Origin of the sequence: Paraburkholderia susongensis, from assembly GCF_900177725.1 — a bacterium.
GTDB lineage: Bacteria > Pseudomonadota > Gammaproteobacteria > Burkholderiales > Burkholderiaceae > Paraburkholderia > Paraburkholderia susongensis.
Window position 1 is genome coordinate 188236 of record NZ_FXAT01000004.1, and the last position, 12701, is coordinate 200936.

The following is a 12701-nucleotide window of genomic DNA, read 5'->3' on the forward strand; positions in this document are numbered from 1 at the left end:
ACCCGCTACGCTACCGCTACTTGATCTGCGACAGCTTGCTCTGCGCCGACTGTGCGACGTCCGAGCCGCTGTATTGCGCAACGATCTGCTCGAGCGTCTTTTTGGCCGCAGCCTTCTGACCTTGCTCGAGCTGATTGTTCGCGATGGCCAGCAGCGCTTCAGGGGCACGCGGATGCTGCGGATAATTCTTCACGACACCTTGCCAGGCTGCCGTCGAGCCCTTGTAGTCGCGCAGTGCGTACAGCGCGTTGCCGAGCCAGTACTGCGCGGTCGGCTGATAGGGGCTACTCGGATATTTGGAGATGAAGCTGCGGAACGACGCCGCCGCATTCTTGAAATCGCCGCTGCGGAATTGCTGTGAAGCGGCATTGAACGCGTCGGCTTCACCCGGCTGAACCTCGCCCTGGACGCCGTCCACCGTCTGTTGCTGCGGCTCGAATTTCTTCAGGCGCGTGTCGAGATCGGTGTAGTAGTCCTTCTGCTGCTTTTGCAGCGTGTCGAGCTGATTCGCCATGTCCTCATTCTGTCCGCGCAACGTCGCGACCTGCTGGTTCAACTGGTCGAGGCGGTTGGACTGATCGAGGATCGTGCGCTGCGCTGCCGACAGTTGGCTCGACAGACTATCGGTCTTCGAACGCAGATCGAGAATGGCCTGGCGGGCCTGATCGTCGTCGAAGATGCCCGCGTGAGCGGGCACGGCCGCGAGGGCCGTGCCTGCGACGCAGGCCGCTGCGGCAAACCGCAGCCAGGAGAAACGATGCGTCATTCGGCTCATCACCCGTTGACTTACTGTTGATACACGAGGTCGGCGCGGCGGTTCTGCGCCCACGACGCTTCGTCATGACCGGTTGCCAGCGGCTTTTCCTTGCCGAGGCTCACGGCTTCCATTTGCGAATCCGGCACGCCCATCAGCGACAGCGAACGACGCACGGCTTCAGCACGCTTCTGGCCGAGTGCCAGGTTGTATTCGCTCGTGCCGCGCTCGTCGGTGTTGCCCTGGATCAGCACGTGACGCTGCGGATGGCTCTTCAGGTATTGCGCGTGTTGCTGCAGCAGCGGCTGGTAGTCGTCCTTGACCGAGTAGCTGTCGAAGTCGAAGTAAATGCTGCGCTTTGCAAGCGGGCTGTTCGGATCGTTGAGCGGATCGACGTTGACCGTTGCGACGTCGTTCGGGTTCGGCTGCGCGCCCCCTGCACCCTTGTTGGCGTTTTCGTCGAGCTTGACGCCCGAATGGCATGCGGCCAGCGTGCCGAGCATTACTACGGCGAATGCGAAACGAAGTTTGGATATCATTTGATTACTCTCCTTGTGTTATTGCATCAACGTTATTGCATAAACGGGCCCCAGGACGGCTCACGTACACTGCCACCCTGAACGGACAGGACCTGCCGGGTGCGACCATCGGTCGATACTGCGGCCAACACGCCACGGCCGTTCACCTGAGTGGCGTAAAGAATGTACTGACCGTTCGCCGCGAAGCTCGGCGATTCGTCATGTGTCGTGTCCGTCAGACCCGTGGCGGTTCCGCCTTGCAGGTCCTGGAGATACAGCTTGAACGCACCGCCGACGCGCGAGATATAGGCAAGCTGCTTGCCATCGGGACTTACACGCGGGCTGGTGTTGTAGTTGCCCGTGAACGTGACGCGTTGCGCGGCGCCCGCGCTTTCGCCTTGCGCCGACATCTTGTAGATCTGCGGTGCGCCGCCGCGGTCGCTCGTGAAATAGATCGACTGGCCGTCAGGAGAGTAGGTCGGCTCGGTGTCGATCGAGCTGCCTTGTGTGAGGCGACGCAGGCCGCTGCCGTCCGCGTTGACCGCGAAAATCTGCGTGTTGCCGGTGCGCGACAGCGCGACGGCGAGCGTGCGCCCATCCGGCGACCATGCCGGCGCGCTGTTGTTGCCCTTCTGGTCCGATACGACGATGCGCCGGCCCGTGGGCAGGTCATGGATGTAGACGATCGGCTTCTTCTTCTCGAACGAAACGTAGGCGACCTTGGTGCCATCCGGCGACCATGCCGGCGAGATGATCGGCTCGGGGCTCGACAGCGCGATATGCGCGTCCTGACCGTCCGAATCCGAAATTTGCAGCTGATAGCGGTTGCCCGACTTGATGACGTACGACAGGCGCGTGGCGAACACGCCGCGGGTGCCCATCAGTTTCGCGTAGATGTAGTCCGCGACCTTGTGCGCGCTCATGCGCAGGCCGCTTTCCGGGCTCACCAGCACGAGGCCGCCGAGGCTTTCGCCCTTGACCGTGTCGTACAGCTTGAAGCGCACTTCGTACTGGCCGTTCGGCAGGCGGTTCACGCTGCCCGCGACGAATGCGTTGGCGCCCTTGGCCTTCCATGCGCCGAGGTCGACCGAATCGTTTTCCGACACCGGCGTCGAGCCCGCGTCGATATTCGTGAATTTGCCGCTGCGTTGCAGATCCTGACGCACGATCGCGCTGACCTGCTGCGGCGAGTTCGCTTCATTGGCGAAATTCGCCGTTGCGATCGGAAACTGCGTAGATCCGACGCCCGTCACGAGGACGTTGAGTTGTGCATTGGCGGCGCCGCCGGCAGCGATCAGGCACGTTGCTACGAGTGTCTGCAGGCCTAGCTTGGTCATCAAACTCATGCTGTATGGATTCCTCAAAACGGTTTTACTAATACTTCACGACAGCAGACAGACCGAAAAACGACTAATTCGTTCCCAAAGCGCACCGCTCACTGTAGCGCGGCTTTGCCCTCGATTGACTGCAAACCAGCCGTAAATCGACTGCCACACGGCTGTCAAACTCCTTGCCCATCAACCCGCAAATCAACCCGCGGGGCGCAACGTTATCAGGAAGCTTTCCGGCGTTTTGCCGTTGACGTCCAGAGGCATCGGGTTGGAGCGCTGCACGGCGCGCAACGCGGCGGCGTCCCACGCGGGGTTGCCGCTGCTGCGCGAGACCGTCGCGTCCAGCAAGGTGCCGGTCGGTGCGCAGCGCACGGCGATGACGGTTTCGAGACCTTCCGTTTCGCCGCTCCACACGATGTTCGGGCGCACGATACGGCGCACCTTGTCCGCGTAACCAGGCGATGCCGCATTGCCACCCGAGCCACTACCGGTGCCGCTCTTGCCGAGCCCGTTGCCTGTCGAACCCGGGGGCCCGGCCATGCCCTGCATCTGCGCGAGGCGCGCGCGACGTTCCGCGTCGAGCTGCTTCTTCGCCTGCGCCGCTGCCTCGGCTTGCGCCTTGGCCTTCGCCGCTTTCTGTTCGTCAGCCTTCTTCTGCGCGTCGGCCGCGGCCTGCTTCTGCTGCTGTTCCTGCTGGTCTTTCACTTGTTGCTGTTTCTGCTGCTCGGCGAGCTGCTGTTGCTTGAGCTTGTCGGCCTGCTGCTGTTGTTGCTGCTGTTTGAGCTTAGCGGCCTTCTGCGCCGCGAGCTGGGCCGCCTGGTCGGCCGCCAGCTGTTGCTGACGTTTCGCTTCCGCTTCCTGCTGTTCTTTCAGCTTCTGCTGGCGCTGCTGCTCGGCCAGTTGCGCCTCGCGCGCGGCTTCCTGTTGCTGGCGTTTCTTTTCCTGCAGCGCGATGTCGGCCTGCTCGTCGCGCACGGGCGGGGCAGGGGCGACCGGCACGGGCGGCGGCGTAACGGGACGCGGAATCGCCGAGTTCGGCACTTCGGTCCACAGCTCCGCTTCCGCGCCTTCGGGCGTGCTGTTTTGCCACTGGATGCCGTGGTACAGGAAGAACCCGAGCAGCGCATGCATCACCAGCGCGAGCGCAAAGGCGCGCCCGGTGCCGCGTTCACGCGGCGGCTGGAGCGGGTATTCGGAATTCTTGCGGATCATTGCGATTTGACGAGCAATCCAACGCGCTTGACGCCCTGAGCTTTCAGCTCGGACATCACGTTCATCACGGCTTCGTACTTCACGGTTTTGTCAGCGGCGATCACGACCGGCTGATCCGGATGCGATTGCGCCCGGTCGGCGATGAAGCCGTTCAGGTCGGCCTTCGTCATGTCTTCCTGCTGCTGCGTGCCGGAATCGTCCTTGTACTTGACACTCATGTTGCCGTCCGCGCGGATGTTGACGATCACGGGCGGCGTTTGCTGCTGCGGCGCGGCGCCGCCGACGGTCGGCAGATTGACGATCGACGGGGCGACGAGCGGCGCGGTCACCATGAAGATCACGAGCAGCACGAGCATCACGTCGATGTACGGCACGACGTTGATGTCGGCCATGGCGCGGCGCTGACGCGAGCCGCGCATGCTGGAGGAGCGGGAGCCTGCCATCGTGGCCTCCTTACTGTGCCTGGCGCTGCAGAATGTTCGAGAACTCTTCGATGAAGGTTTCGAAACGGATCGCCAGACGGTCGATGTCGTGCGCGTAGCGGTTGTAGGCGACCACGGCCGGAATCGCGGCGAACAGGCCGATCGCGGTGGCGGTCAGCGCCTCGGCGATGCCTGGCGCCACGTTCGCGAGCGTGGCTTGCTGTACGTTGGCGAGGCCGCGGAACGCATTCATGATCCCCCACACTGTGCCGAACAGACCGATATACGGGCTGACCGAGCCGACCGACGCGAGGAACGCGAGGTTGGCCTCGAGCACGTCCATTTCGCGCTGGAACGCCGCGCGCATCGCGCGCCGCGCGCCGTCGAGAATCGCGCCCGGATCGTTCAGGCGTTTTTCCTTGCCTTTGAGGAATTCGCGCATGCCGGACTCGAAAATCCGCTCGAGCGCGCCGATCGTGTGGCGGTTGTTCGCGGCGCTCTGATAAAGCGCCTGCAGGTCGCCGCCCGACCAGAAATCGCGTTCGAAGCGTTCAGTTTGCGCGCGCGCCCGGCGAATCGCAAACCACTTGCGGAAGATGAAAGTCCACGACAGCAGCGAGAGCAATAGCAGCAGAGCCATGACCGCCTGGGCCAGCAGGCTCGCGTTGAGTACGAGTGAAACGATCGACAGATCTTGTGTAGTGTTCATAAAGGTTCGTTTTAACGTCCCGGGAAGGGGGCGTCCGGCTGCAAGGCCGCTTCAAGCTTGCCGTGAGCAAAACGGAAGCTTCGGCGGTATCGAAGCCGAACCATGCTTTGTGTTGCCTGATCGGTATGAATTCACTGGCCCCATAACAACGGGGCTCAGTCATTGTTCGTTGACATGCCGACGTGTCCAGCTCGTGCCTCAACTCGCCTGCGGCCCGCGCCGCAAGGCAGCGAGAACCGAAGCGGGAATCGCCGCCGGCCGCAGTGCGTCGCGGTCCACGCAGCCGACCCGGATCGAGCCGCTAGCAAGCAGCGTGCCCTCACGCCATGCTTCTTGCGTGAAATCGACCGAAGCTCGGCCAAGACGCTCGATCCGGCTGACAATTTTCACGATGTCGTCGAGCCGGGCCGGAGCCCGGTAGTCGACCGCGGTGCTGCATACGATAAAAATCGCGCCGGTTTCCTCCGCGAGCCGATGCTGGTCGACGCCGCACGCGCGCAGCCATTCGGTGCGCGCCCGTTCGAAAAACTTCAGGTAGTTGGCGTAAAACACAATGCCGCCCGCATCGGTATCTTCGTAATACACGCGGATGGGCCATGTGTAGCCGATTTCCGTGCCGGGCTGGCTGGTCGACATATTCATGCGGCGCATTTTACCGGAACGCACACCCCTGGGTCTGTTTCAAAGTGTGCGTTTCGTCCGGCGGGGGTGCTAGCCGCGACGCACGACCCGTCCGGCGAACGATTGCGCGGCCGGCATCAGCCCGGTCGTATCGACATTGACATCGACGTGGGCGGGGCAGGCGCCAGGCTTTCACCGGCGGCTTGCACGAGCTGCCGGCCGGTACGCCCGGAAGCCCCGTCGGCGGGCGCTTGCGCGCCGGAAAGCCGGTTGCCTATTCGATCCTCTTCCAATACACTAACGCGCTCGACCCTGCGTGACTGGCGATAGAACCGAGTCAGCTGACTCAGCCGATTCAACCAATCGGGTTCAAGGTGGAACAACCCACCGTGAAGCGCAGGGTGCCGTTTTGCCGTTCGCCTGGGCAGCCGTGATCCGCGCGCATTAATCTGCGCTGACGGTGGCTGGCCTGCCTCGCGTGTGCGGCGACTCTCTCTTCGCCACGTCAGGGCTGGCATGACCGCCAGCAGCGCTGCGTACCCTCTACGCAAGATTCGGCGCACGATCCGGTCAACCTGAAAACACTCAACGGAACCCGTATGTTTGACAGAGCCCAAAGCACCATCGCCAACGTCGATCCTGAACTCTGGAAGGTCATCGAGCAGGAAAACCGCCGTCAGGAAGAGCACATCGAACTGATCGCGTCGGAAAACTACACGAGCCCGGCCGTGATGGCCGCGCAAGGCTCGCAACTCACCAACAAGTACGCCGAAGGGTATCCGGGCAAGCGCTACTACGGCGGCTGCGAATATGTCGACATCGCCGAGCAACTGGCGATCGACCGCGTGAAGCAGCTGTTCGGCGCCGAAGCCGCGAACGTGCAGCCGAACTCGGGTTCGCAGGCGAACCAGGGCGTGTTCTTCGCGATGCTCAAGCCGGGCGACACGATCATGGGCATGAGCCTCGCGCACGGCGGTCACCTCACGCACGGCTCGCCGGTCAACATGTCGGGCAAGTGGTTCAACGTGGTGAGCTACGGCCTGAACGAAGCCGAAGACATCGATTACGACGCCGCCGAAAAGCTCGCGCAGGAGCACAAGCCGAAGCTGATCGTGGCGGGCGCGTCCGCATTCGCGCTGCGCATCGATTTCGAACGCCTGTCGAAGATCGCGAAGTCGATTGGCGCGTACTTCATGGTCGACATGGCGCACTATGCCGGTCTGATCGCCGCGGGCGTCTACCCGAACCCGGTGCCGCACGCCGACTTCGTCACCACTACCACGCACAAGAGCCTGCGCGGCCCGCGCGGCGGCGTGATCCTGATGAAGGCCGAGTTCGAAAAGCAGATCAACTCGGCCATTTTCCCGGGTATCCAGGGCGGCCCGCTCATGCACGTGATCGCCGGCAAGGCTGTCGCGTTCAAGGAAGCGCTGTCGCCGGAATTCAAGGCTTATCAGCAACAGGTCGTCGAGAACGCGCGCGTGCTCGCTGAAACGCTGGTCAAGCGCGGTCTGCGCATCGTTTCGGGCCGCACGGAAAGCCACGTGATGCTGGTCGACCTGCGTGCGAAGAAGATCACCGGCAAGGCTGCGGAAGCGGCTCTGGGCGCAGCGCACATCACGGTCAACAAGAACGCGATTCCGAACGATCCGGAAAAACCGTTCGTGACCTCGGGCATTCGCCTCGGCTCGCCGGCCATGACCACGCGCGGCTTTGGCGTGAAAGAAGCCGAGCAGGTCGGCAATCTGATCGCCGACGTGCTGGACAACCCGGAAGACGCGGCGACGATCGAGCGCGTGAAGGCTCAGGTCGCCGAGCTGACCCAGCGCTTCCCGGTGTACGGCTAAACCGTCATGCATTGCCCCTTCTGCCGCCACGCCGATACGCAGGTTGTCGATTCGCGCGTATCCGAAGACGGCGCGACGATTCGCCGGCGCCGCCGCTGCCCGGCCTGCGACAAGCGTTTCACGACGTACGAGCGGGTCGAGCTGGCGTTGCCGTCGGTCGTCAAGAAGGATGGCACGCGTACGGAGTTCGATCGCCGCAAGATCGTCGCGAGCATGCAACTGGCGCTGCGCAAGCGCCCGGTTGCGGTGGACGCGATCGAGGCGGCGGTCGCCCGCATCGAGTATCAACTGCTCGGCAGCGGCGAGCGCGAGGTGCGCAGCGAGCGCCTCGGCGAACTCGTGATGAACGAGTTGCGCGCGCTCGACACGATCGCTTACGTTCGTTTTGCTTCGGTGTACCGGCGCTTCGAAGACGTCTCCGAATTCGAGGACGTGATCGAGGAATTCCGCCGCGCCTCTTCTCCCCCCAAGCCTTCCCGCAAGCGCTGAGCGCAGACGCGCTATGCCTTGACCGCGGACCTTCGCGCCCGCATTGGTATTTGCATTTCTCCTGCGCCTTTCACGTATCTTTTCACGCGTCTCTTCACGCATCGCTACCCCCGCGTCGATGATGGTTCATCGCGTGTATTTTTGCGTGCGATAGCGTCTGAACGCCACTTGGCCATTCGGCCGATGGTTGAGGCATTCGCAAACCGCTAGATTGTCTGCATCCGTTCGAAATGCTCAGGGATGCAGATGAAATGCAATGCGATTTGCCGGCCATCGCGCGCCGGTTTCACTCTCGTCGAGACGTTGGCCGTGATAGCGCTGCTGGCCGTCATCGCCGTGATGGCGACGCCATCGTTCGTCGCGTGGCATGTGCGCGATCAGGTCGACGCGCGCGCCAAAGCTTTGTTGTCGACGTTTGCCTATGCGCGCAGCGAGGCTTTGCGCCGCGGCACACGCGTGACTGTCTGCCGGGCCAATGCGGCGCGCGCCTGCCTCGCCTCGGGGCAACCATGCGGCGAGGCCATCGCCGACTGGGCTTGCGGCTGGGCAGTGTTCACCGAGCGTGGCGGCAAACTCTCGCTGCTTCGCGCGCAACCGTTGCTCGCCGCGGTGAGCATCACCAGCGTGCAAACGGATCTGACGTTCACACCGCCGGCCGGTCAACTGATCGGCGCTTTCCGCAACTTCGATATCGCGCCGCGAAGTCCATCCAAAGCGATGCAGGGGGACGCGTGGCGGCGCTGCATTCGCATTGCGGCAGGTGGCCGCGCGCGAATCTCCGAGGGTGCATGCGGAGCAGCATCATGATGCGGTTTGCGCCGAACACCTGTTTGCGCAAACGTGCGACGGTCTGCGCGGGCAGTTCGCTAATCGAGGTCATGCTCGCCGTCGCACTGATCGCGGTGACAGCGCTGGGTTTGATCGCCGGTCAATTGTGGAGCGCACGCGAAGCCCGCGCGATGACGCTGCGCGAAAGCGCTGCGTGGATAGCCGACTCGGTTGCCGAAGCGATGCGCGGCTCCTTGGCGAACGCTGCCGCGCTCAACCAATGGAATGCTCGTGCGGGCGTTCTCCTGCCGCATGGCGAAGCATCGACAGGAGAGAGCGGCGCAGTGGCAACGGCTCGCGTGACCTGGGCTTCCGTGCGTGATCTGCCCGGTGCCGGCGACGTGATCGACAAGCCGGAGTCTTGCGGTGGCGTGGAGGCTCCCGCTGGCACTTCCTGCGTTGCGTTGGCATTCGTGAAATGAGGAGGCGGCATTCCATTCTCGGTCATACGCTCGTCGAATTCGTGATTGCAATGGCGCTGGGACTGATCGTGACAGCAGGCGCCATATCGCTCTATACGACGCAGCGCGGTGCGTTCGAGCGCGCGAGCAATGCAACGCGGATTCGCGAAGCCGGTTTGACCGCGCTGATGCTGATCGGCCAGCAATTGCAGATGGCCGGCTTCGTTCCCGCCGACGTTCCCGGCTACGGCGCTCCGCCGCCGTTGTTCGGCTGTTCGGGTGGCCGTCCGACGGGCGCGGACGCGAGTCCTGGCTGCACCTCATTGAGTACCGGCTCGGATGGCGTTGCGATCCGTTATGTCGGCGACGGCGTGTCCACGTGGCTATCCTCGAGCGCAGAGATAACCGATTGTGTGGGACAAGCCGTGAAGAGCAGTGACGCGATGCTCGGCGATCAGGGCGTGCCGGTCGTCAACCGCTACTTTGCCAGTGTGAGCGGCTCGACGGGCGAGCCGGAGCTTTACTGCGACGGCAATGGCAACGCGGGGACCGCGCAGCCGCTGGTGGAGGGTGTCGAGCGCGTGCGGTTGCGCTACTGGCTGGCAGGCGCGCCCGACGCGATCGATGCGTCGGCGGTGCTGGCCGGTCAATGGGACAGCGTCGTTGCGGTCGATCTCTGTGTGATCGTGCGCGGCGCGCCGCAAGGGCAGCGTTCGCGCTATGTCGATTGCGATGGCATGAGCACGCTCGGTGCCGACTTGCGGCCGCGGCAGGCGTTCTCGCGGCACGTTGCGCTACGCAATCGTGCGGAGATGGAGGCTTCATCGTGACGGCTCGCGAGAAAATGCGGGAAGGTCGTCGCCTGTATGGGACACACCGCGGGCGTCATATGAAGTCGATGCGCGTGGCGGGTCCGGATTTCCCATTCAATTTCCCCGTTCGTGCTCCACGCGCCCGCCAACGCGGCGTCGTTCTGCCGATCGTGCTGCTGATTTCGGCGATGATGCTGACCACGTCGGCGATCTGGTTCGAAACATCGCTCGCAGCGGCACGTGCGGCGACCAACGTGCGCGACTATCTGCAGGCTTTTCACGCTGCCGATTCGGCGCTGACCTTGTGCGAGCGCAGCGTTCTTGCAATGGGTGTCGACGCGAGCGCACCGCCGCCCGCATCTGGCGAGCCAGCCCAATGGAAGCTCGAAGCCGCGTTCGAAGCCGGCGCCGTTACGCCCGTCGCGCAATGGCCAGGATCGCAGCGTGCGCCGCAGTGCCTCGTCGAACCCTGGCGTCTTGCGAGCCGTGAGAATGCAACCGCCTATCTGCTGAGCGCGCGTGGTTTCGGCCAGACTAGCGAGTCGCAGGTCTGGTTGCAGATGGAACTGGTGATCGAGGATGGCGCGATCGAGCGTCATTGGCGGCGTGTCGCCGCGAGGCCATTCTGACGGGAGGTGCATGACGAGGCCGAACACATCCGCATTCACGCTGCTCGAACTGATGATCGCGCTGGCAATAGCCGCCACATTGGCCGTATTTGCGATTCCTTCGTACCGCAGTCATATCGCGCGAACCCATCGAGTCGATGCGGCGTCCGCGTTGTATCGCGCGGCGCAATTCGTCGAGGGCGCGGCGAGCGACGGTGTGCCCACATTACCTGCGGGATTCGATCAGGCGCCGCAATTCGGCACGCCGATTTACCGGCTGCGCGTATTGTCCGCGGACGACGCGAACGGTGGCTATTCGATCGAAGCGATGCCAGCGGAAACCGGCCCGATGCGCGACGATCCCTGCGGCACGTTCACGCTCGATGCGACAGGGCTGCGAAGCAACAGAAACGAGGCGGGCGGCGCGACGCCGGCGAGCAGTGAATGTTGGAATACGTCGTAACCCGCTGAGCAGCGGCATGGGTGGCGCAAGACGAGCGGCTTCAATGCTTCAATAGCCGCTGTCCGTCGAATCGGCCTTCTGCGCAGTGGACTCCGCTGTCGTGGACGCCACTGGATTTGCCGCGGAGTCGCTCTTCATCTGCTGCCAGATTCGAAACGCTTCCCATGCGGCGAGCGCAATGCTGCCCCACTTGAGGGCGGGCTTGGCACTGGCAACGACCGTTGCGCGCAGCGGCTTCGCGAGCAGCATCGAGATGATCGAGCTCGCGAAAGGATACTGCTTGAGAATCGCGCCGATGGTCCCCGCGTTGAACACGCCTGCCTTCTGCCCCTTGCCCATGCGGATGCCGCCGAAGCCCGGAATGATGAACCTGAGCCAGCTGAAGTGCGTGACCGCCTGGCGTAATTCGATGGTGGCGTGTAGGAGTTCCACGCGCTCGACGTCCGCGCGTACCAGCAGCAGTTCCTTGCGCAGCGCCCGCAGGTGCGGCGCGCTCAGATCCCTCGACGGATGGCGCGTGTGACGAAATGCGGTATCGGGACGGGGTTGGCTCATGGCGTGTCGGCGGCAGTGGTGGTGGGGCGATCAGAGGCGATCAGGCTGCGTCACGGCCTGCGAAACGCGTCGCGGTCTTTCTCGAACTCGGCGATGGTGGCTTCGAACACCATCGGCGCGTTGCGCAAACCGCTGCGCGCTTTCAGCGCACACGCGAGGCCCGCAATGGCGTAAACCACGGTGATGCCGGCGAGCGCCTGCAGGCGGTAGGTGTCCCAGAAGGCGATGGCGATCAGCGCGGTCAGGGCGATCAGCGCCATCGTGGCAAGCATCATCGCGGCAAGGCCGAGAAACAGCACGCCTAGCAGACGGTCTTTTTCTTCGGCGAGTTCGATGCCCACCAGTTCGAGCCGCGTCTGCAGAATGGCAAACACGGAACTGATAATGCGGCGCAACGGACTATGTTCTGCGCGCTGCGATTGAGTTTCGGTCGTCATGGCTGTGGGCGTTGCGCGTGAGGGCCTAACCGGCGCGCACGCGCGCCAGCGGAAGCGGACCGGCGAGGCTCCCGCCGGTCCGCCCGATTTGCCGGTGCGCCGGAGATGCTGTCTCCGGCGGCTTCACCGGCTTTACTTGCGATTGATCAGCAGCCCCACCACCACGCCGATACCGGCAGCGATGCCGATCGATGCCCACGGATGCTCATGCACGTAGTCGTCGGTGGCGCGGGCGGCCTTCTTGCCTTTCTCGACCACCACGACCTGAACGTCGGCCGCCTTTTCCTTCGCCTGCTTCAGTCGCGTCAGCGCGGTTTCGCGCAATTCCGAGGCGCGCTCGCCGGTAGCGCTCGCGGCCTGTTTCAGCAGGTCTTCAGCGTCCGCGAGGACGGTTTTGATATCCGACATCAATCTCTCCTTGTTGATTTCCGACATTGACAGCTCCCCTTTGTCACACGCCACGCGTGAATCGTAACCAAAGAAACGGCCGCTGGCGAGCGCGATGCCCGGTTGCTCCCAGTCATCGCACGAACCGTTCCCGCTACCACAAAGCGTTATGGCATCTGTTTGAGGACAGTCTGCTCCAGACCGGCATTAGATGGAGTTGATCTGTCCCGCAAAGTTTCCTCCAAATGGGAGAAAATTACAAAAACGCATAAAGTAGTGACGCGATGTTCGTTCGTCATACACCGTC

The 12701-nt window shown here is 63.3% G+C and carries 17 protein-coding genes and 1 riboswitch; of the genes, 7 read left to right on the forward strand and 10 right to left on the reverse strand.

The genetic code is table 11. From position 1 onward, the window contains the following. Nucleotides 1-16: 16 nt before the first annotated feature. The 7 genes from ybgF to ybgC form a co-directional block, all read right to left on the reverse strand. Complete coding sequence (gene ybgF, locus B9Z01_RS13795) at nt 17-766, reverse strand: tol-pal system protein YbgF (protein ID WP_085483862.1); 750 nt, start codon at nt 764-766, stop codon at nt 17-19. 20 nt (nt 767-786) lie between these two features. After that, nucleotides 787-1293, reverse strand: coding sequence for a peptidoglycan-associated lipoprotein Pal (pal, locus tag B9Z01_RS13800; RefSeq protein ID WP_085483864.1), 507 nt, complete (start codon nt 1291-1293; stop codon nt 787-789). Between the two features lie 32 nt (nt 1294-1325). Continuing rightward, complete coding sequence (gene tolB / locus B9Z01_RS13805) at nt 1326-2618, reverse strand: Tol-Pal system beta propeller repeat protein TolB (protein WP_085483866.1); 1293 nt, start codon at nt 2616-2618, stop codon at nt 1326-1328. Nucleotides 2619-2801: 183 nt separating this feature from the next. Next, nucleotides 2802-3815: a cell envelope integrity protein TolA gene (tolA, locus tag B9Z01_RS13810; RefSeq protein WP_085483868.1), complete on the reverse strand. Its 1014-nt coding sequence runs from the start codon at nt 3813-3815 to the stop codon at nt 2802-2804. Continuing rightward, complete coding sequence (gene tolR, locus B9Z01_RS13815; RefSeq protein ID WP_085483870.1) at nt 3812-4258, reverse strand: protein TolR; 447 nt, start codon at nt 4256-4258, stop codon at nt 3812-3814. Before tolR ends, tolA begins: the two co-directional genes overlap by 4 nt. Before the next feature lie 10 nt (nt 4259-4268). Then, the gene (gene tolQ / locus B9Z01_RS13820; protein ID WP_007179119.1) at nt 4269-4946 is read right to left on the reverse strand and encodes a protein TolQ; all 678 of its coding nucleotides are present in this window, start codon (nt 4944-4946) and stop codon (nt 4269-4271) included. A 198-nt stretch (nt 4947-5144) separates the two neighbouring features. After that, nucleotides 5145-5597 carry a tol-pal system-associated acyl-CoA thioesterase gene (gene ybgC, locus B9Z01_RS13825; protein ID WP_085483872.1) on the reverse strand — a complete coding sequence of 151 codons (453 nt, stop codon included), beginning with the start codon at nt 5595-5597 and terminating at the stop codon, nt 5145-5147. A 276-nt stretch (nt 5598-5873) separates the two neighbouring features. Continuing rightward, nucleotides 5874-6000: riboswitch (ZMP/ZTP riboswitch) on the forward strand. A 166-nt stretch (nt 6001-6166) separates the two neighbouring features. Between ybgC and glyA the strand changes: the two genes are divergently transcribed. The 7 genes from glyA (at nt 6167) to B9Z01_RS13860 (ending at nt 11015) form a co-directional block, all read left to right on the forward strand. Beyond that, the gene (glyA, locus tag B9Z01_RS13830) at nt 6167-7414 is read left to right on the forward strand and encodes a serine hydroxymethyltransferase (RefSeq protein WP_085483874.1); all 1248 of its coding nucleotides are present in this window, start codon (nt 6167-6169) and stop codon (nt 7412-7414) included. A 6-nt stretch (nt 7415-7420) separates the two neighbouring features. Further along, nucleotides 7421-7903 carry a transcriptional regulator NrdR gene (gene nrdR / locus B9Z01_RS13835; RefSeq protein ID WP_008919734.1) on the forward strand — a complete coding sequence of 161 codons (483 nt, stop codon included), beginning with the start codon at nt 7421-7423 and terminating at the stop codon, nt 7901-7903. Between the two features lie 246 nt (nt 7904-8149). Continuing rightward, on the forward strand, nt 8150-8710 hold the full coding sequence (locus tag B9Z01_RS13840; RefSeq protein ID WP_208625997.1) for a GspH/FimT family pseudopilin: 561 nt from the start codon (nt 8150-8152) through the stop codon (nt 8708-8710). Further along, nucleotides 8707-9153, forward strand: coding sequence for a type IV pilus modification PilV family protein (locus tag B9Z01_RS13845; RefSeq protein ID WP_085483878.1), 447 nt, complete (start codon nt 8707-8709; stop codon nt 9151-9153). Before B9Z01_RS13840 ends, B9Z01_RS13845 begins: the two co-directional genes overlap by 4 nt. Then, on the forward strand, nt 9150-9962 hold the full coding sequence (locus tag B9Z01_RS13850) for a PilW family protein (RefSeq protein WP_085483880.1): 813 nt from the start codon (nt 9150-9152) through the stop codon (nt 9960-9962). Before B9Z01_RS13845 ends, B9Z01_RS13850 begins: the two co-directional genes overlap by 4 nt. A 68-nt stretch (nt 9963-10030) precedes the next feature. Beyond that, nucleotides 10031-10573: a pilus assembly PilX family protein gene (locus B9Z01_RS13855; protein ID WP_244196034.1), complete on the forward strand. Its 543-nt coding sequence runs from the start codon at nt 10031-10033 to the stop codon at nt 10571-10573. A 10-nt stretch (nt 10574-10583) separates the two neighbouring features. Next, nucleotides 10584-11015 (forward strand): type IV pilin protein, encoded by a 432-nt coding sequence (locus B9Z01_RS13860; protein ID WP_085483882.1) that lies wholly within the window; start codon nt 10584-10586, stop codon nt 11013-11015. 48 nt (nt 11016-11063) lie between these two features. Here B9Z01_RS13860 and B9Z01_RS13865 read toward each other — a convergent pair whose 3' ends face one another. The 3 genes from B9Z01_RS13865 to B9Z01_RS13875 all read right to left on the reverse strand — a co-directional run bounded on the left by B9Z01_RS13865 (nt 11064) and on the right by B9Z01_RS13875 (nt 12442). Beyond that, nucleotides 11064-11570, reverse strand: a complete 507-nt coding sequence (locus B9Z01_RS13865) for a DUF3318 domain-containing protein (RefSeq protein WP_085483884.1) — start codon at nt 11568-11570, stop codon at nt 11064-11066. 50 nt (nt 11571-11620) lie between these two features. Continuing rightward, nucleotides 11621-12007 carry a phage holin family protein gene (locus B9Z01_RS13870; protein ID WP_085483886.1) on the reverse strand — a complete coding sequence of 129 codons (387 nt, stop codon included), beginning with the start codon at nt 12005-12007 and terminating at the stop codon, nt 11621-11623. A 132-nt stretch (nt 12008-12139) separates the two neighbouring features. Further along, nucleotides 12140-12442 (reverse strand): ElaB/YgaM/YqjD family protein, encoded by a 303-nt coding sequence (locus tag B9Z01_RS13875; RefSeq protein ID WP_085483889.1) that lies wholly within the window; start codon nt 12440-12442, stop codon nt 12140-12142. Nucleotides 12443-12701 lie beyond the last annotated feature (259 nt).